Genomic DNA, 24860 nt, shown 5'->3' with positions numbered 1-24860 from the left:
AGGACACAATGACCCCCATGACGGACGCTCTCGCTGACCCGCACCACCGCCCGTACGAGCCCGCCGGACCCGGCGACGGGCCGCGGGACATCGTGATCCTCGGCTCGACCGGCTCGATCGGCACCCAGGCCATCGACGTGGCCCTGCGCAACCCCGACCGGTTCCGGGTGGTCGCGCTGTCCGCCGCGGGCGGCCGGGTCGCCCTGCTGGCCGAGCAGGCCCACCGGCTGGACGTGCACACCGTCGCCGTCGCCGACGCGTCGGCGGTGCCCGCGCTGCGCGAGGCGCTGGCCGGGCGGTACGGCAGCCGGCCGCTGCCGGAGATCCTCGCCGGACCGCAGGCCGCCACCGAGGCCGCGGGCCTGCCCTGCCACTCCGTGCTGAACGGCATCACCGGCTCCATCGGCCTGCGGCCCACGCTCGCCGCGCTGGCCGCCGGCCGGGTGCTGATCCTCGCCAACAAGGAGTCGCTGATCGTCGGCGGCCCGCTGGTGAAGGCGCTGGCCAAACCCGGCCAGGTGGTGCCGGTCGACTCCGAGCACTCCGCGCTGTTCCAGGCGCTGCTCGGCGGCAGCCGCGCCGAGGTCCGCAAGCTGGTCGTCACCGCCTCCGGCGGGCCCTTCCGCGGCCGCACCCGCGCGCAGCTGGCCGGCGTCACCGTCGAGCAGGCGATGGCGCACCCGACGTGGGACATGGGCCCGGTGGTGACGATCAACTCCGCGACCCTGGTCAACAAGGGCCTGGAGGTCATCGAGGCGCACCTGCTCTTCGACGTGCCCTTCGACCGGATCGAGGTCGTCGTCCACCCGCAGTCCTACATTCACTCGATGGTGGAGTTCACCGATGGCTCCACGCTGGCGCAGGCCAGCCCGCCGGACATGCGGATGCCGATCGCGCTGGGCCTGGGCTGGCCGCGCCGGGTGCCGGACGCCGCGCCGGGCGTCGACTGGACGAAGGCCGCCACCTGGGAGTTCTTCCCGCTCGACGACGACGCGTTCCCTTCCGTCGCGCTGGCCCGGCATGTCGGTAGCCTCGGGGGCACCGCACCCGCGGTGTTCAACGCGGCCAACGAGGAATGCGTCGAAGCCTTCCGCGCCGGCCGGCTGCCCTTCACCGGGATCGTGGACACCGTCGCCCGGGTCGTCGAGGAGCACGGCACCCCGGCGCCGGGAACTCGGCTGCGGGTCGAGGACGTCCTCGAAGCGGAGACCTGGGCACGGGCCCGGGCCGGCGAACTGGCGCAAGCATCGGAGGCAGCAGGCGTATGACGGCTCTCATGACGGTCCTCGGCATAGTCGTCTTCGCCGTCGGTCTGATGATCTCCATCGCGTGGCACGAGCTGGGCCACCTGATGTGGGCGAAGATCTTCAAGATCCGCGTGCCGCAGTACATGGTCGGCTTCGGGCCCACCCTGTGGTCGCGGAAGAAGGGCGACACCGAGTACGGCTTCAAGGCGATCCCGCTGGGCGGCTACATCCGGATGATCGGCATGTTCCCGCCCGGGGAGGACGGCCGGATCTCCGCCCGCTCCACCTCGCCGTGGCGCAGCATGATCGAGGACGCCAGGAGCGCCGCGTACGAGGAGCTGCAACCGGGCGACGAGACGCGGATGTTCTACACGCGCAAGCCGTGGAAGCGCGTCATCGTCATGTTCGCCGGACCGTTCATGAACCTGGTGCTCGCCGTCGCGCTGTTCCTGACCGTCTTCATGGGCTTCGGCATCAGCATGTCGACGACCGTCGTCGGCCAGGTCAGCGACTGCGTGATCTCCCAGGCCGACACCTCGCACCGCGACGCGGACAACCCGTGCCGCGCGAGCGACCCGGTCGCGCCCGCCAAGACCGCCGGGCTCAAGGCCGGTGACAAGTTCCTGGAGTTCAACGGCAAGCCGGTGAAGAACTGGTCGGAGCTGTCGGAGGACATCCGCAAGGGCGCCGGCCCGGCCACGATCGTGGTGCTGCGGCACGGCCATCGGGTCACCCTGCACCCGACCATCACCACCAACACGGTGGCCAGGACCGACAGCGACGGGAACCCGACCGACGGCGACCCGGTGAAGGCCGGCTTCCTCGGCTTCAGCCCGGCCAGCCACATCCAGCCGCTCGGCTTCGCCGACTCCGTGCGGCACATGGGCGACATGGCCAAGCAGGGCGTGGACTCGCTGGTCTCGCTGCCCGAGCGCATCCCCGACCTGTGGAACGCCGCCTTCCACCACGCGCCGCGCAAGGCCGACTCGCCGATGGGCGTGGTCGGTGCGGCCCGGGTCGGCGGCGAGGTCTTCGCGATGAAGGCCCCCGCGGTCGACCGGGTGGTGACGATGGTGATGCTGGTGGCCGGCTTCAACCTGTCGCTGTTCCTGTTCAACATGGTGCCGCTGCTGCCGCTGGACGGCGGACACATCGCCGGCGCGCTGTGGGAGGCGATCCGGCGGCACGCCGCGCGCGTCTTCCGCCGCCCCGACCCGGGGCCGTTCGACGTGGCCAAGCTCATGCCGGTCGCCTACGTCGTGGCGGGCATCTTCGTCTGCTTCACGCTGCTGGTTCTCATCGCGGATGTGGTCAACCCGGTCAAACTGAGCTCGTGAGGCCCCGAGCCGAGTGAGAGCCGCGGGCGCGGTGTCGTAATCTCGACCCTGGAGCCCGATCACACCGGGACCTCGATCCACACCTTGGGGATGCCACGCAAATGACCGCGATTTCGCTCGGTATGCCGGATGTTCCGACCAAACTCGCCGACCGCCGCAAAAGCCGTCAGATCCAGGTCGGAAGTGTCGCGGTGGGCGGCGACGCGCCGGTCTCCGTGCAGTCGATGACCACCACCCGCACGTCCGACATCGGCGCCACCCTCCAGCAGATCGCCGAGCTGACCGCGTCCGGCTGCCAGATCGTCCGCGTCGCCTGCCCCACGCAGGACGACGCGGACGCGCTGGCCACCATCGCGAAGAAGTCGCAGATCCCGGTCATCGCCGACATCCACTTCCAGCCGAAGTACGTCTTCGCGGCCATCGACGCGGGCTGCGCGGCGGTCCGGGTCAACCCCGGCAACATCAAGCAGTTCGACGACAAGGTCAAGGAGATCGCCAAGGCCGCCGCCGCGGCCCGGGTGCCGATCCGGATCGGCGTCAACGCCGGCTCGCTGGACCGCCGGCTGCTGGAGAAGTACGGCAAGGCCACCCCCGAGGCCCTGGTCGAGTCCGCGCTGTGGGAGGCGTCGCTCTTCGAGGAGCACGACTTCCGCGACATCAAGATCTCGGTGAAGCACAACGACCCGGTCGTCATGGTCAACGCCTACCGGCTGCTGGCGCAGAAGTGCGACTACCCGCTGCACCTCGGCGTCACCGAGGCCGGCCCGGCGTTCCAGGGCACCATCAAGTCCGCGGTCGCCTTCGGCGCCCTGCTGTCGGAGGGCATCGGCGACACCATCCGCGTCTCGCTGTCGGCGCCCCCGGCCGAGGAGGTCAAGGTCGGCATCCAGATCCTGGAGTCGCTGAACCTGCGTCAGCGCCGCCTGGAGATCGTCTCCTGCCCGTCCTGCGGCCGCGCCCAGGTCGACGTCTACAAGCTCGCCGACCAGGTCTCCGCGGGCCTGGACGGCATGGAGGTCCCGCTGCGGGTCGCCGTGATGGGCTGCGTCGTCAACGGCCCCGGCGAGGCCCGCGAGGCCGACCTCGGCGTTGCCTCCGGCAACGGCAAGGGGCAGATCTTCGTCAAGGGCGAGGTCATCAAGACCGTGCCCGAGTCGCAGATCGTCGAGACCCTGATCGAGGAGGCCATGAAGCTGGCCGAGCAGATGGAGGCGGCCGGTGTCGCTTCCGGCGAGCCGCAGGTGAGCATCTCCTGACTGCATGCCTCAGGCCGGGTGCCGCGTCCGCGGCGCCGCACGCGACACCCGGCCCGCCCGACCGCAGCCGAGTACGGTGCCCGGCGATCCCCGCTCCGGCCGGGGAGCGCGGCCCGTACGGTCAGGGGTGCCCGTGCTGACCCAGCCGACCACGCGCGTCCTGGAACCCCAGGACCTCGACGCCGCCCTCGCCGTCCTGGACCGCGACCCGGTCGCCAACGCCTTCGTCACCTCCCGCGTCGGCATCGCCGGGCTCGACCCATGGCGGCTGGGCGGCGAGATGTGGGGCTGGTACTCCGGCGGCCGCCTCACCTCCCTGTGCTACGCCGGCGCCAACCTGGTGCCGATCTGTGCCACGCCCGAGGCGGTCGGCGCCTTCGCCGAGCGCGCCCGCCGGGCCGGCCGCCGCTGCGCGTCGATCGTCGGCCCGGCCGAGGCCACCGCCGACCTGTGGGCGCGGCTGGAGCCGCACTGGGGGCCGGCCCGCGAGGTCCGCGCCCGGCAGCCCCTGATGACCACCCGGGCGCTGCCCAGGGACGTGGCGCCCGACCCGTTGGTGCGCCGGGTCCGGCGCGACGAGATGGACGTGCTCATGCCCGCGTGCGTGGCGATGTTCACCGAGGAGGTCGGGATCTCGCCGCTGGCCGGCGACGGCGGGCTGCTCTACCAGGCGCGGGTCGCCGAACTCGTCTCCACCGGGCGGGCGTTCGCCCGGATCGAGGACGGTCGGGTGGTCTTCAAGGCCGAACTCGGCGCGGTCACCCGGCACACCTGCCAGATCCAGGGGGTCTGGGTCGCCCCGGAGTACCGCGGCCGCGGGCTGTCCGAGACCGGCATGGCCGCCGTCCTGCACTACGCGCTGCGCGACGTCGCCCCCGTCGCCAGCCTCTACGTCAACGACTTCAACGCCCCCGCCCGCGCCGCCTACCGCCGCGTCGGCTTCACCGAAGTCGGCGCCCTGATGTCGGTCCTCTTTTGAGCCTCGCTCGCCTCCGGGTGCTTTAACCCGGTGTCGACGGTCGACCGTGCTCGATTCCCTCGTTCCTCGGGAAACTCCGCGCGCTCTCCCTTTCGACACCGGCGCGCCCTTTGGCTCGCTCGGCATACCGGGAGGGTCGCGGCGGGCGGGAGGCGATAAGGTCGCGCGTCATGGAGAACGTGGTGGTCCGCCCGTGTGAACTGGCCGAACACGTGGACGAGGCGCTGGGCGTGCAGGCGGTGGCGTTCGGGCTCGGCCCGGAGGAGGTCGCGATCCGCCGCCAGATCGTGCTGCGCCACCTGGCCTGTACGGGGGCGCGGGCCTGGGCCGCGCACCACACCCGCGACGGCCGGATGGTCGGCTTCGTCTACGGCATGCCCAACGACCGCTCGCACTGGTGGTCCAGCGTCGTCCAGCCCTACCTGCGGATGCGCGGCAACGACAGCTGGCTCGACGACTCCTTCGTCATCACCGAACTGCATGTGCTGCCCGACTTCCAGGCCCGCGGCATCGGCCGCCGCCTGATCACCGAGATCACCGACACCGCCACCGAGCCGCGCAGCATCCTCTCCGCGATCGACGTCGAGAGCCCCGCCCGCCACCTCTACCGCACCCTCGGCTACCGCGACCTCGCCCGCCCCGTCCACTTCCCCAGCGCCCCCCGCCCCTACGCCGTCATGGGTGCCCCCCTCCCACTGCCGCGCCCGGAATAACCGATGCCGAGCTCATCGGGGTGCCCCGTGTCCTCGTGGCCGGGCGCCGCGCGGGCGAGGGCGTGCTCGAAGTGCGGGACCGCCGCACCGGCGCCCGCACCGAACTGCCGCTGGCCGAGGCGGTCGCCCGGCTCCGGGACACCTGACGCAGCAGGACGCCTGATGTGTCCGGTCGGCGTCAGGCGGCCGGGTCGAGCCAGGTGGCGAACTCCAGCAGGAGTTCGCCGTCGTGGGTGTCGCCCACGGACAGGCTCCACACGCCGGCCTCGACGGCGCGGAAGCGGGACCAGCCGCGCAGGCGCTCGGGGTCGACGTCGACGGCGGCCGCGAGCTTGGCGAGGCGGCGGCGGGCGGCCGCGCGGGAGCCGGGCTGGGCGACAAGGGTGTCGAGCCGGTCGCGGACGAGCCAGGCGAGGTCGTAGGCGCGCTCGCCGACCAGCGGCTTGGGGTCGATCGCCAGCCAGGGCATGCGGTCCCCGGCGAGCACGTTGCCGTGGTGGTAGTCGCCGTGCAGCAGGACGGCCTCGGGCGCGGTGGCGACGAGCCGGCCGTGGTCGGCGAGGGCCTCGTCGACCAGCGCCCGCACGTCCTGCGCGTACGGCTCCTCGCGGCGCGCCCGCAGCAGGGGCACCAGCGCGCCGGTGTACTCCTCGACGGTGGTGAAGGGGTGGCCGCCGGCGGGCGGCACCCACAGCCGCTGGAGCACCCCGGCCGCTTCGAGCATCGCCTTCGGCTCGGCCAGCGAGCGCAGCGACACGTCGGCGTGCAGCCGTTCCAGCAGCATCACGCCCTGCTCCGGGTCGGCCCGCAGCAGTCGCACCGCGCTGCGCCCGCCCCAGTGCGCGAGCGCGGCGTGCTCCTGGGCGGTCTCCTGGGTGACCATGCCCGCCTTCAGGACGGCCGGCGTGCCGTCGTCGGTGCGGACCAGCACGATCATGCTGATCTGGCCGCCCGCGGCGAAGACCCGCTCCGCGGTGAGCCCCCACCGGTCGAGGTAGCCGGCGACCGTCGCGGGCAGCGCGGCCAGCCACCGCCGGCCGGGCTCGCCCGCCCAGGCGGAGACGGTGCGCACGAGCCGCTCGGGAGGTGCGAGGACCACGCCCGCGGCCCGCGAGTTCCCGGACGCGTCCCCGGACATGTTCCCGGCCCCGCCGCCCTGCGCCGCTGCGCTCATCGTGTTGCGTTCCCTCCGTCGTGTGCGCGTGCGGCCCGCCGGTCAGCGCTGCTCGGCCACCCCGGGGAAGGCTACGCCGACGCCGGTCCAGCGCACCCCGCGCACCGCCGCCTCACGCAGCGCGGCCGCCGCGTCCTGCCGTATCCCGCCGATCGCGACCGCCACCAGGTCGCCGTACGCGCCCGCGACCCGGTCCTCCAGGTAGCCGGCCAGCCGCAGCGCCGCGGCGGGGCCGGTCACCGCGAACGGCAGTTCGTAGCCGGCCGCCGCGGCCACCGGCGCCGCGCCGAGGTCCGTCACGGTACGGGCCAGGGCGTCGCGGCGGGCCCGGTGCGCGTCGTACGCCTGCTGCGCCTCGGCCCTGCGATCGGCGGCCACCTTCCCGCCGACCACGCTGTAGCCGTAGACGGCGGCGTGCTCGGCGGCGAGGGCGGCCTGCGCGGCGTCGACGATTGTGGTCGCGGTCACCGGGCGCTCACTTTCCGGCCGGGCGGCCGAGCAGGGCGACGTGGGCGGCGTTCGCCGCGGCCGCCGAGGCCAGCAGCCGGGCGAGGGCACCCGGCGCGCTCAGCAGGGTGCCGGCCCTGCGGTCGGCGAGCTCCCGCTCGGCGGTGGCGAGCGCCGCCAGCGACGAGGCGGCGGACCCGGTGCCGTCCGAGGCGGTCGCGGAAGGGGGCACCGAAGCGGGCGGTGCGGCCTGCGAGGAAGGGGCCGACGGGGATGTGCGCGCGGTCGCCGACCGGCCGTCGAAGACCCGCACGTGCGCGGCGGTGTCCGCGCGCAGCGGTGCCAGCCGCGCCGCCAGCTGCGGATGCGCCGCGATCACCGCGTCGTAGCGCGCCAGCAGCGCTGTGCTGTCCCGGACCTCCCGCGCCTGGAGCGCGGCCTGCGCCGTGTCCGCCCGCGAGGCGGTGGCCGCGCCGCTGCGGCCGCCGGAGCAGCCCGCCAGCACCCCGGCGGTCGCCATGGCCACGGCGCCACGCCGGGTCAGCTTCGGGATCATGACAGGGAGTGTAGGCGCAGCCACTGTCATCCCGGTGCCCGCCCCGCGCCGCGTCCGGGCCCTGCGGACTCGGGTAAAGTTCCGCTCAACACGCGACCTTCCATGACAACAGCAGACGCGGCCGAGGAGTCACCCGGATGAGCACCACCCAGAGCGAGAGGCTGCGCGCGCTGCTTGAGCCGCTGGTCGGCGAGGCGGGACTGGAGCTGGAGGACGTCAAGGTGACGGTGGCCGGCCGGCGCCGCCAGCTGATGGTCGTCGTGGACGCGGAGGACGGCGTGCAGCTCGACGCCGTGGCCGAGCTGAGCCGCGCGATGTCGCAGGCCCTCGACGCGTCCGACGCCATGGGAGAGGCCGAGTACGTCCTCGAGGTCACCTCGCCCGGCACCGACCGGCCGCTGACCGAGCCGCGGCACTTCCGCCGCAACACCGGCCGCCTGGTCAAGCTCCAGCTCAAGGAGCGCGGCGAGCTGATCGCACGGATCATGGCGGTGGACGACGCGGGCCTGGACCTGGAGGTCCCCGGCGTCAAGGGCCGCAAGCCCAAGCCGGCCCGGGCGGACTTCGCCGAGATCGCCAGGGCCCGGGTGGAGATCGAGTTCAACCGCAAGAGCGGTGCCGAGGACGGCGCCGACGACGAGGCGGACGACGGCGACGAGACCGTCGGCGACAACACTGACGACGAGAACACTGAGGAGGCGTAGCCGTGGACATCGACATGAAGGCCCTGCGGGGCTTGGTGACCGAACGGCAGATCTCGTTCGACCTGCTGGTCGAGGCGATCGAGTCGGCACTCCTCATCGCGTACCACCGCGAGCCCGGCAGCCACCGGCGCGCACGGGTCGAACTGGACCGCCACAGCGGGCAGATCACCGTGTGGGCGACCGAGGACCAGGAGGAGGCGGGGGAGGGCGCCGAGCCGCGCGAGTTCGACGACACGCCCACCGGTTTCGGCCGGATCGCCGCGTCCACCGCCAAGCAGGTGATCCTCCAGCGGCTGCGCGACGCCGAGGACGACGTCACCTTCGGGGAGTACGCCGGCCGGGAGGGCGACATCGTCACCGGCGTCGTCCAGCAGGGCAAGGACCCCAAGAACGTCCTGGTCGACATCGGCAAGCTGGAGGCCATCCTGCCGGTGCAGGAGCAGGTCCCCGGCGAGGACTACGGTCACGGCACCCGGCTGCGCGCCTATGTGGTGCGGGTCGCCAAGGGCACCCGCGGCCCGTCCGTCACCCTCTCGCGCACCCACCCGAACCTGGTGAAGAAGCTCTTCGCCCTGGAGGTGCCCGAGATCGCCGACAACTCGGTGCTGATCGAGGCGATCGCCCGCGAGGCCGGGCACCGTACGAAGATCGCGGTGCGCTCCGCCCGGTCCGGGCTGAACGCCAAGGGCGCCTGCATCGGCCCGATGGGCGCGCGGGTGCGGGCGGTGATGGCCGAACTGCACGGCGAGAAGATCGACATCGTGGACTGGTCCGACGACCCCGCGGAGATGGTCGCCAACGCGCTGTCCCCGGCCCGGGTCTCCCACGTCGAGGTGGTGGACGCCGCCGCCCGCTCCGCCCGGGTGACCGTGCCGGACTACCAGCTGTCGCTGGCGATCGGCAAGGAAGGCCAGAACGCGCGGCTGGCCGCGCGGCTGACCGGCTGGCGGATCGACATCCGGCCGGACACCGAGCAGCAGGACTGACGCCTTCGCCGAGCGGCGAAACTGTGGGTTCCGGACGAACAACCGTACGTTCGCCCACTCGAAGGAGTGAGGTTGGCGCGGGGAGGTAGACTTAGAGGTGTCTGGTCGGACGCTGACGCCAGCATGCCCGGAGCGAACCTGCATCGGCTGCCGTCAACGCGCGGCCAAGAGCGATCTGCTGCGTGTGGCGGCGAGCGGGGGCGCGTGCGTTCCCGATCTTCGCGGTACGCTGCCCGGTCGGGGTGCGTATCTGCATCCCGCCCTTGCCTGTCTCGACCTGGCGGTCCGCCGTCGGGCGTTCGCCCGGGCCTTCAGAGGGCCGGTCGCGCCGGACACCGCGGAGTTGCGCCGGTACGTCGAGCAGGCAGCCCCGTAACACCGGCAACACCCCGTAAGAACAGGAACGGCACGGGCACACCGTGCGGTCAGGTACCTCGCGAGATGGAAGTAGGTCGAGATTGCGATGAGCACTCGATGAGTACGCGATGAGTACGCCCATGAAGTAGCGACGGTCCGGCGGACGATCACCCCGGACCTAAAAGGAGCGAAGTGGCTAAGGTCCGGGTATACGAACTCGCCAAGGAGATGGGAGTCGAGAGCAAGGTCGTCATGGCCAAGCTCCAGGAACTCGGCGAATTCGTCCGTTCGGCGTCCTCGACGATCGAGGCGCCGGTTGTCCGCAAACTGACTGACGCTTTCCAGGGACCCGGCGGCGGCGCCGGCAAGTCCGCTGCGAAGCCGTCCGCGCCGCGCAAGGCGGCGCCCTCCCCGGCGGCAGGCCGTCCGGGGCCCAAGCCGGCAGGCCCCACCCCGGGCGCGTCGGCTCGTCCTGCTGCCCCGGCGCCCAAGCCGGCCGGCGGCCCGGCGGCTCCGGCCGCCCCGAGCGGCGGCGCCGCGCCGTCCGGCCCGCGCCCCGGCCCCCGGCCCACCCCCGGGCCCAAGCCCGCGCCGGCCGCACCCGTGCCCGCCGCGGAGTTCCAGGCACCCCCGTCGGCGCCCCCGGCCGCAGGCCAGCGCCCCGGCGCGCCGGCCCCCGGCCCGCGCCCGTCCCGTCCGGCCCCGGCCGGCGGTCAGCGCGACGGCGGCCAGCGCGACGGTGGCCAGCGTGACGGCGGCCGCCCCGGCGGCAACCGCCCCGCGCCCGGCCAGGGCGCCCGTCCGGCCGCGCCGCGTCCGGCCGGCCCGCGTCCCGGCAACAACCCGTTCACGTCCGGCTCCACCGGCATGCCGCGCCCCGGTGGCGCGGCGCGTCCCGGCGGCGGCCAGGGCGGTGCCCCGCGTCCCGCGGGTCCCGGCGGCGGCGCTCCGCGCCCCGGTGGCGCCCCGCGTCCCGGTGGCGGCCAGGGCGGCCCCGGCGGCGCCCGTCCGACCCCGGGCGGCATGCCCCGCCCGCAGTCCTCGGGCCCGCGCCCGAACCCGGGCATGATGCCGCAGCGCCCCGCGCCCTCCACCGGTGGGCGTCCCGGCGGCCCCGGCGGCCGTCCGGGCGGTCCCGGTGGCCGTCCCGGTGGCGGCGGCGGTCGTCCCGGTGGTGGCGGCGGCTTCGCCGGCCGTCCGGCCGGTCCCGGTGGCGGCGGTCGTCCCGGTGGTGGCGGCGGCGGCGGCTTCGGCGGCCCCCGTCCCGGTGGCGGCGCCCCGGGTGGCGGCTTCGGTCCGCGTCCCGGCGGCTTCGGCGGGCGTCCGGGCGGCCCGGGCGGCCGTGGCGGAACGCAGGGTGCCTTCGGTCGCGGCCCCGGTGGCCGTCCGGCGCGCGGTCGCAAGAGCAAGCGCCAGCGGCGCCAGGAGTACGAGGCCATGCAGGCCCCGTCCGTGGGCGGCGTGCTGCTGCCCCGCGGCAACGGCCAGACCGTGCGCCTGTCGCGCGGTGCCTCGCTCACCGACTTCGCCGAGAAGATCAACGCCAACCCGGCGTCGCTCGTCCAGGTGATGCTGAACCTCGGCGAGATGGTGACCGCCACCCAGTCGGTGTCCGACTCCACCCTGGAGCTGCTCGCCGGCGAGATGAACTACGTGCTGGAGATCGTCAGCCCGGAGGAGGAGGACCGCGAACTGCTCGAGTCCTTCTCCATCGAGTTCGGCGAGGACGAGGGCGGCGAAGAGGCCCTGGTCTCCCGCCCGCCGGTGGTGACCGTCATGGGTCACGTCGACCACGGCAAGACCCGCCTGCTCGACGCGATCCGCAAGACCAACGTGGTCGCGGGCGAGGCCGGCGGCATCACCCAGCACATCGGTGCCTACCAGGTCGCCACCGAGGTCAACGGCGAAGAGCGCGCCATCACCTTCATCGACACCCCCGGTCACGAGGCGTTCACCGCCATGCGTGCCCGCGGTGCGAAGTCCACCGACATCGCGATCCTCGTGGTCGCAGCGAACGACGGTGTGATGCCGCAGACGATCGAGGCGCTCAACCACGCCAAGGCCGCCGACGTGCCGATCGTGGTCGCGGTCAACAAGATCGACGTCGAGGGCGCCGACCCGACGAAGGTGCGCGGCCAGCTCACCGAGTTCGGCCTGGTCGCCGAGGAGTACGGCGGCGACACGATGTTCGTCGACATCTCCGCCAAGCAGGGCCTGCACATCGACAGCCTGCTGGAGGCCGTGGTCCTGACCGCGGACGCCTCGCTCGACCTGCGGGCCAACCCGGACCAGGACGCGCAGGGCATCGCGATCGAGGCGCACCTCGACCGCGGCCGCGGCGCCGTGGCGACCGTCCTGGTCCAGCGCGGCACCCTGCGGGTCGGCGACACCATGGTGGTCGGCGACGCGTACGGCCGGGTCCGGGCGCTGCTCGACGACAGCGGCGCCAGCGTGGAGGAGGCGACCCCGTCGACTCCGGTGCTGGTGCTCGGCCTGACCAACGTGCCCGGCGCGGGCGACAACTTCCTCGTCGTCGACGAGGACCGCACCGCCCGGCAGATCGCCGAGAAGCGTGCCGCCCGCGAGCGGAACGCGGCGTTCGCCCGCAAGGGCCGCAGGTTCTCGCTGGAGAACCTGGACGAGGCGCTCAAGGCCGGTGAGGTGCAGGAACTCAACCTCATCATCAAGGGCGACGCGTCCGGTTCGGTCGAGGCGCTGGAATCGGCACTGCTCCAGCTCGACGTCGGCGAGGAGGTCGACATCCGCGTGCTGCACCGCGGCGTGGGTGCGGTCACCGAGTCCGACATCAACCTGGCGACCGGCTCCGACGCCATCGTCATCGGCTTCAACGTGCGCGCCGCCGGGCGTGCCACCCAGATGGCCGAGCGCGAAGGCGTCGACGTCCGCTACTACTCGGTGATCTACCAGGCCATCGAGGAGATCGAGGCGGCGCTCAAGGGCATGCTGAAGCCCGAGTACGAGGAGGTGGAGCTCGGCACCGCCGAGATCCGCGAGATCTTCCGCTCCTCCAAGCTCGGCAACATCGCCGGTGTGCTGGTGCGCTCCGGCGAGGTCCGGCGCAACACCAAGGCCCGCCTGCTGCGCGACGGCAAGGTCATGGCGGAGAACCTCAACATCGAGGGCCTGCGCCGCTTCAAGGACGATGTCACCGAGATCCGTGAGGGTTACGAGGGCGGTATCAACCTCGGCAACTACAACGACATCAAGGTCGACGACGTCATCGCCACCTACGAGATGCGGGAGAAGCCGCGCGGCTGATCCCACGGCCCGCTGCCGACCGCGGCGGGCGGCACCACCGGTCCGGGGCCGGTCGACGGCAGAAAAAGCCGTCGATCGGCCCCGGCCGTCGCCTGTACCGTTCATGGTCATGTACGTAGGCACAGTGCGTTTCGACCTGCTGCTCGGTGACGTACGGTCGCTGAAGGAGAAGAGGTCCGTGGTCCGCCCGATCGTCGCCGAACTGCACCGCAGGTTCGCGGTGAGCGTGGCCGAGACCGGTGACCAGGACCTGTACCGCAGGGCGGAGATAGGGATCGCGACGGTCTCCGGCGACCTCGGACACGTCAGGGACGTCCTCGACCGGTGCGAGCGCTGGATGGCCGCCCGGCCGGAGGTGGATCTGCTCTCCGCCCGGCAGCGCATCCACGGCGACGACGAGTGACCGGACGACGGACCGAACGAACCGAGTGAAGAGAGAAGAACACGATGACCGACACCGCGCGGGCGCGAAAGCTCGCGGACCGCATCCGCGTCGTGGTCGCCGAGACCCTCCAGCGGCGGATCAAGGACCCGCGGCTGGGATACGTGACGATCACCGACACCCGGGTCACCGGTGACCTGCGGGAGGCGACGGTCTTCTACACGGTCTACGGGGACGACGAGGAGCGCGCCGCGTCCGCCGCCGCCCTGGAGAGCGCGAAGGGTGTGCTGCGCTCCGAGGTCGGCCGGCAGACCGGGGTGCGGTTCACCCCGACCCTGGCGTTCGTCGCCGACGCGCTGCCCGACAACGCCCGCACCATCGACGACCTGCTCGCCAAGGCCCGCGCGGCCGACGAGCAGGTGCGCAAGACCGCCACCGACGCGCAGTACGCCGGCGACGCCGACCCGTACCGCAAGCCGGCCGACGACGACGAGGACGCCTCCGCCGAGGACGCCGACGCCGCCGAGGACACGGGCGCCGCCGAGGACACAGACCCCGAGGAGACCGGCGAGCAGGCAGCGGCCGGTGCGGCCGATGACGAGGACGGTCGCGGCCAGGCATGAGTCCCAGGAAGGAAGGCCCTTCGGGCTTGGTCGTCGTCGACAAGCCCGGCGGGCTCACCTCGCACGGCGTGGTGGCCCGGATGCGCCGGCTGGCCGGCACCCGGCGGGTCGGCCACGCCGGCACCCTCGACCCCATGGCCACCGGGGTGCTGGTGATCGGGGTGGAGCGCGCCACCCGGCTGCTCGGGCACCTCGCGCTCACCGAGAAGGAGTACGCGGCCACCATCCGGCTCGGCCAGTCCACCGTCACCGACGACGCCGAGGGCGAGGTCACCGCGGAGACGTCCGCCGCCGCGGTCACCCGGGCCGCCGTGGACGCCGGGGTCGCCGCGCTCACCGGGCCGATCCTCCAGGTGCCCTCCAAGGTCAGCGCCATCAAGGTCAACGGGGTGCGGTCCTACACCCGGGTCCGCGAGGGGGAGGAGTTCGAACTCGCCGCCCGGCCGGTGACGGTCAGCGCGTTCACGGTCGGCGAGGTGCGGGTGCCCGACGGCGCACCCGGCCTGCTGGACCTCGACGTCACCGTGACCTGCTCCTCCGGCACGTACATCCGCGCGCTCGCCCGCGACCTCGGCGCGGGGCTCGGGGTCGGCGGCCACCTCACGGCGCTGCGCCGCACCCGCGTCGGGCCGTACGACCTCACCGTCGCGCGCACCCTGGAGCAGTTGGAGGAGTCCTTCGAGGTGCTGCCGATCGAGCGGGCCGCGGCGGCTGCCTTCCCCCGCTGGGACGTCGACGCCGACCAGGCGCGGCTGCTCGGCAACGGGGTCCGGATCGGCACGCCCGCGCTCGGCGCCGGCACCCACGCGGTGTTCGGGCCCGACGGCCGCTTCCTGGCGCTGGTCGAGGAGCACCAGGGCCGCGCGAAGATCGTGGCGGGCTTCGGCCAGTAGCCGCCCGCCCGCTTCTACGGCCGGACCCCTGCCCGCCGTACGGCGAACGCCTCGCCGTACGGCGGGACTGCCTGTCCCCTTGGCGGTCCCGCCCCACGACCCCCTCCGCCCCCCGAGCTGTCCCTATCCATTCGGGCCGCCGAAATCACCCGGATGGCGGGGCGCTCGGAGTGAAGGGCGGGTCGTGGAGGGGGCGCGTTCCCCAGGCGATCTTGGCGCCGGACCGTCCGCCACCTACCGTCGATAGCGGGACGAAACGGGGCGTGGGGGGCGGGTGGAGTGGGGGAGTGCAGGCCATGACAGTGGTGCGCGGCGGCGGCAGGACCCGGGGACGGGGCGGGCACATCGGCGAGCAGGCCGGCGGACGGACCGGCGCACGCGACGGCGTACGGGACGGCGCGCCCGGCGGCACCGGGAGCGGGGCCGGCGGCGGCTCGGGGGGCGCGGGTGCGCTCATCCGGGTCTGCGACCTGGCCGGACGCCCGCGCGGCACCGGCTTCCTCGCCGACCGCGAGGGGACCTTGATCACCAGTCACGAGGCGGTCGACGGGCTGGCGCGGCTGGTGCTGCACGCCCCCGGCGACCAGGTGTGCCTGGTCGAGGCCGAGGCGGTCACCCCGCTGCCGGGGTGCGGGCTCGCGCTGGTGGCGACCGAGGGGCTCGACGTGCGCCCCCTGCCGATCGCGCCCCCAGGCTCCGGCGCCGGGCACCGCGACCGGCGGGCCGTCCTGCGGCTGCCGCAGCCCGCCGCGGCGACCGTGCTGGGCACCACCTCGGTCACGTACACCGCCACCGACCGCTTCCACCTGCTGGAGGGCGTCCATGAACTGGCGCTCGACGGCGCCGACCTGGCGGCGGCCGGCCCGCAGGCGTCCGGCACCCCGGTGGTCGACGCGGCGACCGGCGCGGTGCTCGCGGTGGTGGTCACCGCACTGCACTCCGGGCACCGAGCCGGCGGCTTCGCGGTGCCGCTGCACCCCGGGGCGGCGCCCGCGCCGCTGGCCGAGCTGATCGTCCGGGCCGCCGCGACCGTCCCGGCGTACGGCGCGCACCTCAACCTCGCCGGGGCCCTCCGGCTGGCCGACGCGAGCGTCGAAGCCGCCGCGGGCGCCGGCGAACCGTGCCGGGAGGCGGTGCCCAGACCCGGGATCGCCGCCGCGCTCGACCACTTCCTCAGCCGCCGCGGCGAGGCCGCGCCGCTCGCCGCCGGCCTGGTCGGCGAGCCAGGCACCGGCCGCAGCACCGAACTCGCCGCCCTGGCCGCCCGCCGCCGCGAGGCCGCCGACCCGGCGCCCACGGTGTGGGTGCGCGGCGCGGAACTGCGGCCGGGCGACGGCAGCGTCAAGGACGCCGTGGAGCGCGCGCTGCGGGCCGCCGCCCGGGTGGTCGGCCCGGACGGCCACATCCCTGGGCGGCCGCTGCCCGCACCACTCGCGTACGGCGCGGCCGACCCCGCCGAGGAGGTCGCGGCCCTCGCTCGCGCCGCCGGCCGCCCGCTGGTCGTGCTGCTCGACGCGCCCGAGGAGATGCCGCCCGTCCTCGCCCACGAACTGGCCGGGTGGATCGCCGCGACCGCCGGGTGGCTGCGCACCAGCCGGGCCCGGCTGGTCGTGGCGTGCCGCCCGGAGTTCTGGGAGCAGGCCGGCGCGCTGCTCCCCGCCGAGCTGGTCCACGAGCCGAGGGCGGGCGCGGGTGCGGGCGCCGGGGACGGGCAGGGCGAACCCGGCGTCGCCGTACGGCCGTTGCCGCCGTGCGTGCGGGTGGGGGACCTCGCCGGGGCGGAGGCCGCCGAGGCTCGCGCGCGGCACGGCCTGCCCGAGGGCGCGCTGCGCGCGAAGGACGCCGGGCACGTGCTGGCGCTGCGGCTGCTGTCCCAGGTGCGGGCCGAGATCGGCCCGCGGGTGGCGCCCGGCCCGCCGCCCACCCGCGCGGAGGTCTTCGCGGCCCACCTGGACGCGGCGTGCCTGCGGATCGCGGTGCGGCTGAGCGCCGCGGCACCGGACGCGCCGCCGGTCCGCGGCCGGGGGCTGCGCCGGCTCGCCGCCCGGGTGGCCGGACAGACCCATGAGGCGGCCCGGCGCTGTCTGGGCCCGGGCCAGGGCGAACTGGACCGGGAGGCGTTCGAGGAGCTGTTCCCGTGGCGTACGGGCTGGGCGTCGGCGGTCCTCGCCGAGGGCCTGCTCGTGCCAGCCGGCGCGGGCTACCGCTTCGCGCACGAGGAGTTCGGCGACTGGGTCCAGTCCCTCCACCTCGACCTGCCGACCGCGCTGAACGCCCTGGTGCACCGCTGGTCGCCCGCCGAGGGCCACTCCGTACCGCCCCTGGTGCCCGGTGACGCGCCGGTCCGGCTGCCGTCGCGCACCGCGGGCCGGTTCGGCGGGACCGGCGGCCCGGGGCTGACGCCCGGGGCGCCGCCGGTCCCGCCCGCACCGGCGGTCGGCCCGTCCGGGCGCCCCCGTTCGCTGCCGGTGCCGCGGCACCGGGCCGGGCCGGTGGTCGGTGCGCTGCTGCTGGCGCCGCCCGAGGCGCTGGCGGAGCATCTCGGGGCGCTGGTCGAGGTGTTGGACGACGGACGGACCGGCCGCCCCGGGCCGTCGTGGCCCCGGGCGCGCCAGGAGCGCCCGCCCGTCCGGTGGGAGCCCGAGGGCGCGGACCTGGACGCGGACACCGTGCCGAACGGTCGGGTCCGCGCGGCCGGCCCTTGGACGGAGCCGCCCCGGCCGGCCGGGGCGGCGCCCGGGGCGGAGCGGCGTCGGGCCGAGGCCCAGTGGTGGGCCGCGCACCTGCTGCGGGAGGCGCTGCTGCGGGTCGAGGATGCCGGGCCGCTGCTGCCCGTGCTGCGCGCGCTCGCCGGGCGGATCGTCGTGCGCGCGATCGCGGTCGGCGGCTTCGTCCCCGAACACCTGGGCGCGCTGGGCGGGTTCGGGCCGTGGTTCTGGCGGGCGGTGCCGCTGGCGGTGCCGGACCGGCTGGAGCTGCTGCGGGTGCTGCTGCCGGCCGACGGGCCGCCCGGCCAGCACCCGCGGCAGGACCGGTTCCTGGGGGTGGCGGCGCAGTTGCTGCGCGAGCAGGGCGGGGCCGCGCTGCCCGTGGTGTGCGGCTGGTTCGACGACGACCGCCCGCTCCAAGCGGCGCACCCGTTCACCGTCGGCGGGCGGCTGACCGTCGCCTCGGCCGCGCAGGCCCTGCTGCACACCCACAGCCGCCGCGCGCCCGACGCGCTCACCGAGGCGCTGGTCGACGCAGGGCACCCGGGCGCCGACGCGGTGCTCGCCGCACTCGCCGAGGACCACCCGGGCGCGATCTGCCGGGCCGTCGACCGCTGGGCGCACGACCCGCGCCCCGCCCGCCGGGTCGCCGCCGCCACCTACGGCGCCCGGGTCGCCCGCTTCGCCCGCGGCCCCGCCGACCGCGAACTGCTGCGCTACGCCGCGCTCGCCCTGCTCGCCCGGGCCGACGAGACCGGCCTGCACGGCGCGGCGCTGGGGGTGCTGGTCCGCGACCTCCCGACCCGGGTGCGCTACCTGCCGGCCGCGCTGCGCGGCTTCGCCGCGGGCGACCCGGGCCTTTCGCCCGACGCCCTGGTGGAGGCGATGGACACCCACCCGGAGATGGTGCTCGACGCCTTCCGGACCCGGTTGCGGGCGGTGGACGGCGACACCGGCGCGAAAGCGGCGATCGGCGGCACGCGGCCGGCGGGCGAGCTCGGGCCGGTCGGCGCGGTCGAGGGCCGCGCGGCGGCGCGCGCGGCCGAGGTGCTCGCCGCGCTGGCCGCCGTACGGGAGCCGGTGCTCGCCCGCCGGGCCGCCGTCCTCGTCCAGGACCACCTGCGGCAGCACCCGGAGGCCGCCCCGGACGTCGCCCGCTACCTCGACCTGCGACTCGAACACGGCCCGGGTGCCCGCCCGTTGCTGCTCAGCGTCACCGCCGAGCTGCTGCGCGAGCACCCCGCGCCCGTCCGGGCGGTCCTGCTGCCGGTCTTCGCCACACCCGGCACCCACCTCTCGCAGCCGTTGCGCCACGAACTGCTGGACGCCGCCCTGGAGACCGAGCGCGATCCGGACGTGCTCGCCGCACTCCTGGCCGCCGCGGCCCACGCCGCGCCCACCCAGCACCCGCTGCTCACCCGCGACCTCGTGCACCGCCTGGCGATGCTGCTCACCCGCACCCCCGAGGGCGCCGTCCGCTTCGACCGCACCGTCGTCGCGCTCGCCGCGGAGCACCCCCCGTTCGCGCACCTGCTGCGTACGTGGCTCACCGACGTCACCTGGGACACCCTGCTGGGCCCCAGCGCCCGCCACGACCTGCTCGTGGCCTCCTGAAAGATCCGGCGGGCCGACGGCCGGTCACATCGGCCCGCCGGCCGGTCGGTTCGTCCGTTCGTCCGTCCGTCGGTTCGTCCGTTCCTCTGTTCATCGGGCCGTGGCCGGAACGGATCGGTCGGCCCCCATCGCGAGGCAACTCGGCGGCGACGGCGGAAAGTCTCGTAGGTGAAGAGGCGTTGTCCTTGACGCTGAGGGTGGTCGGAGGCGGTCGCGCGATCCGCGGCCGCCGCCGCGGAGCGCCCCGAGGGACGGCGACCGCCGGAAGGAGCAGGCAATGGCCCAAGGGATCGAGGGGAACGAGGGGATCGAGGGGTTCGACACGACAGCCGTGGCCATGGCGGTGGCGCCGCTGGACACCGCGGCGGCCGCCGACCCGTCCGTGGCCGGGGCGAAAGCGGCGAACCTCGCGCGGGCCGCCGCCGCGGGCCTGCCGGTGCTGCCGGGCTTCGTCCTGGTCCCCGCCGACCGGGCGCCGGACGCACCCGCCGGGGCCGGCGCGGTGCGCGCGGCGTGGGAACAGCTGGCGGGCGGCACAGCGGGACCCGCACCGCAAGAGGCCCGTGAACCGGCCGCGCTGGTGGTGCGCTCCTCCTCCGCCCATGAGGACACCGAGGACTCCTCGATGGCCGGCCGCTTCGACTCGGTGCTCGACGTACGCGGCTGGGACGCCTTCACCCGGGCGGTCCGCCAGGTGCTCGACTCCGCGCTGCGGGTGGCACCGGCGGACGGGGCGGAGGCCGGCCACCCGCTGCACGGGATGGCCGTGCTGGTGCAGCCGATGCTCCAAGCGGCCGCGGGCGGCGTGATGTTCGGCGCCGACCCCGTCGAGGGCCGCTACGACCACATCCTGGTCAGCGCGGTCGCCGGCGGCCCCGACCGGCTCGTGGACGGCAGCACCCAAGGCGTGCGCTACCAACTCACCCGCCGCGGGCGGCTGCTGCACACCGAACCGGCCCAGCCGCACGGCACCGGACCGCTCGACCGCCGGAAACTGGCCCAACTGGTCCGGCTGGCCCGCCGTACCGAGTCCGTCCACGGCGGTCCGCAGGACGTCGAGTTCGGCTTCGACCCGGCCGGCCGGCTCTGGCTCTTCCAGACCCGGCCGATCACCGCGATGGCGTCCCGCCCGCCCCGCGGCGCGCGGCTGCTGGGCCCCGGGCCGGTCGCCGAGACACTGCCGGGCGTCCTCCAACCTCTGGAGGAGGACCTATGGCTGGCCCCGATGAACCAGGGGCTGGCCCTCGCCCTGGACATCGCCGGGGCCGCGCCCCGCCGCAAGCTGCGCAGACTTCCGGTGGCCACCGCGGTGGACGGCCGGGCCGCCGCCGACCTGCGGCTGCTCGGGGCGGTGCCCGCCGCGCACCCGGTGCTCGACTTCGTCAACCCCGCGCCCGGCGCCCGCCGTGCCGCCGCCGCGTGGCGGGTCGGTCGGCTGCGGACGGCGCTGCCGCTGCTCGCCCGGGACCTGATGGCCGACGTCGACCGGCAACTGCACAACTTCGCCGCGCCCCGCCACATGCTCAGCGGCGAGCTGCTGACCGCGGTCGCCTGGGGGCGTACGGTGCTCGCGTCGCTGCACGCGCAGGAGTCCCTGGCCGGCGCCCTGCTGGACGCCGACCCCGGGAGCACCGCCGCGGGCGAGGCGCTGGCGGTGCTCGCCGAGGGCCGGGCGGGCGGCCGTCCCGACCGCGAACTGCTCCGCCGCCAGCCGGTGTTGCTGGCCCTGCTGCCGCCGTCGCTCGGCGAGCACCCCGACCTGCCGGAGCGCGTCGGATGGAACGGGGTGCCGCGCGGCGTCGGGTTCCTGTCCGTCCGCGAGGGGCTGCGGCTGCGCATCCGGTGGGTGCAGGAGATGCAGGCCGCGATGGTGCGGGAGATCGGCGGGCGGATCGACACGCACGGCCCGGCCGCCGAACGGGGCCGGATCGCCCAGCTGCGCTGGCGCGAACTCATGGCGGTGGCCGACGGCGGCCCCCGGCCCGCCGACCTCGCCGAGCGGCTGCCGCGCCCCGCGGCCGCCCCGCTCCCGGCGGCGTTCCGGCTCGCCGCCGACGGCCGGCCGCAGGCGGTGCGCACCGGCCGCGGGGCGCGGGGCGCGGAGACCGGCCAGGGCGCGGGCGGCGGCCGCGGCACAGGCACCGCGTGGCACGGCAGCGAGCCGCGCCCGCCCCACCCGGTGCTGGTCGTCCGCACCCTCGACCCGGCGCTCGCCCCGCTGCTGCCCGGCCTGTCCGGGCTCGTCGCGGAGACCGGCAGCGTGCTGTCCCACCTGGCGGTGCTGGCCCGCGAGTACGGCGTGCCGACCGCGGTGGGCGTCCCCCGCGCCGTCGAGCGCTACGTCCCGGGCACGGCGCTGACAGTGGACGGCGTGACCGGCGCGGTCGGGCACTCCGGGGACACGGCCCCCGGCGGACGTCCCGCTCCCGGCCAGGAGCCCGAGACCTCACCCGGACCCGGCAGCCCCGGCGGGCGGGTTGGCGCCACCGGTCCTGGGAGTCCCGCGGGGCCGGTCGGCGCCGTGCCCGGTCCTCGGAGCCCCGGCGGTCCGGGCGAGGACGCCTTCCCCGGCGCCGATCCGCCGCCGGACGGCGGCAAGGGGCTCGGCACGGGAGGTGATTCCGTTGCCGCGGCTGACGGGCCCGCTGACCCGTCGTCGGTGGCGACGGGCGTACCCGCCGCCGCGCCCGTACCGCCGCCGGACGCCGGGGGCGCCGCGCAGGGCAAGGGGGCCGCGGCATGAAGTACGTCAGCTACCTGTTCGGCGGCCTGTCCACCCTCGCCGCCGCGGTCTACCTCGTCGTCTACCTCTACCGCTGGGAGTGGCAGCGCGCGGTGCTCTGCGGGGTGCTGCTGCTCGCCGTCGAGGGCTTCCTCGTCCTCGCGATCCTACTCGGCCGGATGGGGCGGCTGGAGCGCCGGCTCAACGACTCCGACGCCCGCGCCGAGGAGATCCGGCGCCGGCTGGAGCACGCCCGTGACCAGGCCGCCACCCACCCCTTCCGCTGGCTCGGCGACGGCCGCGGGGACGGCGCCGACCCCGGCGGGGGCGCCTCGCGCACCTTCGTCTTCGTGCCGATCCTGATGGTGACCGGCGCGGCCCTGTCCGGGGTGGCGTGGGTGATCCAGCGGATCGCGGCCGCCACCGCCCGGCCGGGCGCCGAGCGCCGCCTCGCCGGACGGCTGGCGCCGCTGGCCGCGCCGCCGGGCGGAGTGCACGGCGCCGTACCGCAGTTGGAGGACCGGCCCGCGGTGCCGCCGGCCCGGCGGCTGCGGGTACTGCTGTCGGTGGCTGGGGCGGTGGCCGCGGTCGTCCTGCTGGTGTGGGGCGTGTACGCGCTCGCCGACGCCACCGAGACCCGGGAGGAGGCGCGGCCGAACGCCGCGGCCACCACGGTCGTCTTCCAGGTCAAGGTGCACGGCCGGGCCGACGCGCCCGCCCGTGAACTGGCCGCCCGCGACCTGTGGGAGGGCTGCCGCCGCTCCACCTCCGCGCCGAGCCCGGACGCCAGTCTCGGCGTGCTGTCCGACGGCGTGTACGCGGGCGTGATCCGGCCCGCGCTAAGCCCCCATGACGTACTGCGGCTGCGCGGCTGCCTCACCGACGCCTCCGCCAACCGCGTGTCGGCGAAGGTCCTCGGCGACGGCCAGGCCGCGCCTCCGCACTGACCGCGGCCGCGGTCGCTCTGACCGCGCGGGCGCCGCGGCGGAGTAGCCTGTGGCCACCGTCCCCCGTTTTCCACCCAGGTGGTGAACAGCGCCTTGTCCCAGGCCCCGGCTCCACCCGCCCCCGCCCTCCCGACCGCGCCCCCGCTCCCCGTTCCGGTGGACGGGGACGCGGCCGCGGACGCCTGGACCGTACAGGCGCTGGTCCGGCGCACAGCGAAGGTGCTGGTGTGCTGCCTGCTCGGCTACGGCGTGCTGTGGGCCGGCGCAGCCGGCGGCATGCTCGCGCTCACCGCGTGGGCCCGGCACGACGCGTCCGGCGGCCGCCACACGCCCGCCGGGATCAACCACTTCCTCAAGGTCGACGCCAAGGTCTACCGCGGCTCCGCGCCCACCGCGGCCGGCTACCGCGAACTGGCCGCCGACGGCATCCGCACGGTGGTGGACCTGCGCGCGGAGGACCTGTCCGCCCGGGAGTCCGCGCTGCCCGCCCGGGCCGGGCTGACCGCCGTGCGGCTGCCGATCCGCGACGGCCAGACCCCGACCGGGCCGCAGGTCGACGCCTTCCTGCGGGTGGTGCGGGCCTCCGACGGGCCGGTCTACGTGCACTGCGGCGCGGGCGTCGGGCGCACCGGCGCGATGGTCGCCGCGTATCTGGTGCGCACCGGCCAGGCCACCCCAGAGCAGGCCGCGCTGCGCACCGTGGCGGTCGGCCCGCCCTCCATCGAGCAGGTCTACTACGTGCTGCACGCCGGCCGGCACGACAGCAGGCAGCCGCCCGCACTGGTCAGCGGGATCAGCCGGCTGCTCGACGCGCCCCGGCGGATCAAGGCGTCGCTGTGAGGCGGCGCGCGGCGGCATGGCAGGCTTGTCCGTAGCGCGGTAGAGCCATGACGGCAGCGCGGTAGAGCGATGACGGCTTGAGACAGTGAAGACCCGGCCCAGCAGCGGCCGACCAGCAGAAGCGGAGCGTCAAGGTGCAGCGGTGGCGGGGCTTGGAGGACGTTCCCGGTGACTGGGGCCGCAGCGTCGTCACCATCGGGTCGTACGACGGTGTGCACCGCGGGCACCAGCTCATCATGGGGCGGGCCGTGCAGCGGGCGAAGGAACTGGGGCTGCCCTCGGTCGTGGTGACCTTCGACCCGCACCCCAGCGAGGTGGTCCGGCCCGGCACCCACCCGCCGCTGCTGTCGGCGCACCACCGGCGGGCCGAACTCGTCGCGGAACTGGGGGTGGACGCGCTGCTGATCCTGCCGTTCACCAGTGAGTTCTCCAAGCTGACGCCGAGTGAGTTCGTGCGCACCGTGCTGGTGGACGGGCTGCACGCGAAGCTCGTGGTGGAGGGCCCCAACTTCCGCTTCGGCCACAAGGCCGCCGGCGACGTGGACTTCCTGTCCGCGCTCGGCCTGAAGTACGACTACGACCTGGAGGTCGTGGACCTGTTCGTCCGGGGCACCGCCGGCGGCGGCGAGCCGTTCTCCTCCTCGCTGACCCGGCGGCTGATCGCCGAGGGCGACGTGGCCGGCGCCGCGGAGGTGCTGGGCCGCCCGCACCGTGTCGAGGGCGTGGTGGTGCGCGGCGCCCAGCGCGGCCGCGAACTGGGCTTCCCCACCGCCAACGTGGAGACGCTCCCGCACACCGCGATCCCCGCCGACGGCGTCTACGCGGGCTGGCTGCACGTCGACGGCGAGCCGATGCCCGCTGCCATCTCCGTCGGCACCAACCCCACCTTCGACGGCACCGCCCGCACCGTCGAGGCCTACGCCATCGACCGCGTGGGCCTGGACCTCTACGGCCTCCACGTCGCCGTCGACTTCCTCGCCTACCTGCGCGGCATGGAGAAGTTCGACACCATCGACGCGCTGCTGGAGCGGATGTCCGACGACGTCAAGCGCGCCCGCGAGCTCCTGGAGACCGCCGAACCGCCCCGCACCTGACC

Annotated in this window: 20 protein-coding genes and 1 pseudogene; 18 read left to right on the top strand and 3 right to left on the bottom strand. The window is 75.2% G+C overall.

Annotation, left to right across the window (positions count from 1 at the left end; translation table 11 throughout):
• Positions 1-17: 17 nt before the first annotated feature.
• The 6 genes and pseudogenes from dxr to WA788_RS26875 all read left to right on the top strand — a co-directional run.
• On the top strand, positions 18-1268 hold the full coding sequence (gene dxr, locus WA788_RS26900; protein WP_335981488.1) for a 1-deoxy-D-xylulose-5-phosphate reductoisomerase: 1251 nt from the start codon (positions 18-20) through the stop codon (positions 1266-1268).
• Positions 1265-2584 (top strand): M50 family metallopeptidase, encoded by a 1320-nt coding sequence (locus WA788_RS26895; protein ID WP_335981485.1) that lies wholly within the window; start codon positions 1265-1267, stop codon positions 2582-2584. Before dxr ends, WA788_RS26895 begins: the two co-directional genes overlap by 4 nt.
• A 101-nt stretch (positions 2585-2685) precedes the next feature.
• A complete protein-coding gene (ispG, locus tag WA788_RS26890) occupies positions 2686-3840 on the top strand; it encodes a flavodoxin-dependent (E)-4-hydroxy-3-methylbut-2-enyl-diphosphate synthase (RefSeq protein ID WP_335981482.1) in 1155 nt (384 codons plus the stop codon).
• A gap of 133 nt (positions 3841-3973) precedes the next feature.
• Positions 3974-4819, top strand: coding sequence for a GNAT family N-acetyltransferase (locus WA788_RS26885; protein ID WP_335981480.1), 846 nt, complete (start codon positions 3974-3976; stop codon positions 4817-4819).
• Between the two features lie 170 nt (positions 4820-4989).
• Positions 4990-5532 carry a GNAT family N-acetyltransferase gene (locus WA788_RS26880; protein WP_335981478.1) on the top strand — a complete coding sequence of 181 codons (543 nt, stop codon included), beginning with the start codon at positions 4990-4992 and terminating at the stop codon, positions 5530-5532.
• Positions 5511-5678: pseudogene (locus tag WA788_RS26875) on the top strand (His/Gly/Thr/Pro-type tRNA ligase C-terminal domain-containing protein); the annotation flags it as partial. The gene WA788_RS26880 and the pseudogene WA788_RS26875, both read left to right, overlap by 22 nt.
• 32 nt (positions 5679-5710) lie before the next feature.
• On the opposite strand, the gene WA788_RS26870 reads toward WA788_RS26875, so the two are convergent.
• From WA788_RS26870 to WA788_RS26860, 3 genes are all read right to left on the bottom strand, one after another.
• Complete coding sequence (locus WA788_RS26870) at positions 5711-6670, bottom strand: aminoglycoside phosphotransferase family protein (protein WP_443034101.1); 960 nt, start codon at positions 6668-6670, stop codon at positions 5711-5713.
• A 78-nt stretch (positions 6671-6748) separates the two neighbouring features.
• Positions 6749-7174: a ferritin-like domain-containing protein gene (locus WA788_RS26865; RefSeq protein ID WP_335981474.1), complete on the bottom strand. Its 426-nt coding sequence runs from the start codon at positions 7172-7174 to the stop codon at positions 6749-6751.
• Positions 7175-7181: 7 nt separating this feature from the next.
• Complete coding sequence (locus WA788_RS26860; RefSeq protein ID WP_335981472.1) at positions 7182-7709, bottom strand: hypothetical protein; 528 nt, start codon at positions 7707-7709, stop codon at positions 7182-7184.
• Between the two features lie 137 nt (positions 7710-7846).
• On the opposite strand from WA788_RS26860, the gene rimP reads away from it, so the two are divergent.
• The 12 genes from rimP to WA788_RS26800 all read left to right on the top strand — a co-directional run bounded on the left by rimP (position 7847) and on the right by WA788_RS26800 (position 24858).
• Positions 7847-8413: a ribosome maturation factor RimP gene (rimP, locus tag WA788_RS26855; protein WP_335981470.1), complete on the top strand. Its 567-nt coding sequence runs from the start codon at positions 7847-7849 to the stop codon at positions 8411-8413.
• Between the two features lie 2 nt (positions 8414-8415).
• Complete coding sequence (gene nusA / locus WA788_RS26850) at positions 8416-9399, top strand: transcription termination factor NusA (protein WP_335981468.1); 984 nt, start codon at positions 8416-8418, stop codon at positions 9397-9399.
• Positions 9400-9496: 97 nt separating this feature from the next.
• Positions 9497-9775, top strand: coding sequence for a YlxR family protein (locus WA788_RS26845; RefSeq protein ID WP_335981467.1), 279 nt, complete (start codon positions 9497-9499; stop codon positions 9773-9775).
• Between the two features lie 173 nt (positions 9776-9948).
• Positions 9949-13035, top strand: coding sequence for a translation initiation factor IF-2 (infB, locus tag WA788_RS26840; RefSeq protein ID WP_335981465.1), 3087 nt, complete (start codon positions 9949-9951; stop codon positions 13033-13035).
• Positions 13036-13144: 109 nt separating this feature from the next.
• A complete protein-coding gene (locus WA788_RS26835) occupies positions 13145-13438 on the top strand; it encodes a DUF503 domain-containing protein (protein WP_335981463.1) in 294 nt (97 codons plus the stop codon).
• Positions 13439-13482: 44 nt separating this feature from the next.
• Positions 13483-14040, top strand: a complete 558-nt coding sequence (gene rbfA / locus WA788_RS26830) for a 30S ribosome-binding factor RbfA (RefSeq protein WP_335981461.1) — start codon at positions 13483-13485, stop codon at positions 14038-14040.
• On the top strand, positions 14037-14933 hold the full coding sequence (gene truB, locus WA788_RS26825) for a tRNA pseudouridine(55) synthase TruB (protein ID WP_335981459.1): 897 nt from the start codon (positions 14037-14039) through the stop codon (positions 14931-14933). Before rbfA ends, truB begins: the two co-directional genes overlap by 4 nt.
• Before the next feature lie 296 nt (positions 14934-15229).
• On the top strand, positions 15230-19255 hold the full coding sequence (locus tag WA788_RS26820; RefSeq protein WP_335981457.1) for a serine protease: 4026 nt from the start codon (positions 15230-15232) through the stop codon (positions 19253-19255).
• 277 nt (positions 19256-19532) lie between these two features.
• On the top strand, positions 19533-21998 hold the full coding sequence (locus WA788_RS26815; protein WP_335981456.1) for a PEP/pyruvate-binding domain-containing protein: 2466 nt from the start codon (positions 19533-19535) through the stop codon (positions 21996-21998).
• The gene (locus WA788_RS26810; RefSeq protein WP_335981454.1) at positions 21995-22924 is read left to right on the top strand and encodes a hypothetical protein; all 930 of its coding nucleotides are present in this window, start codon (positions 21995-21997) and stop codon (positions 22922-22924) included. The genes WA788_RS26815 and WA788_RS26810 overlap by 4 nt, the downstream gene beginning before the upstream one ends.
• Positions 22925-23080: 156 nt before the next feature.
• A complete protein-coding gene (locus tag WA788_RS26805) occupies positions 23081-23764 on the top strand; it encodes a phosphatase domain-containing putative toxin (protein ID WP_335981452.1) in 684 nt (227 codons plus the stop codon).
• A 134-nt stretch (positions 23765-23898) separates the two neighbouring features.
• A complete protein-coding gene (locus WA788_RS26800; protein ID WP_335981450.1) occupies positions 23899-24858 on the top strand; it encodes a bifunctional riboflavin kinase/FAD synthetase in 960 nt (319 codons plus the stop codon).
• Positions 24859-24860: the final 2 nt, after the last annotated feature.

Origin of the sequence: Streptomyces sp. CA2R106, assembly GCF_037034245.1 — a bacterium.
Taxonomy (GTDB): domain Bacteria; phylum Actinomycetota; class Actinomycetes; order Streptomycetales; family Streptomycetaceae; genus Actinacidiphila.
Note: the sequence above shows the minus strand (reverse complement) of the source record. Positions and strands in the feature narration are given on the sequence as shown.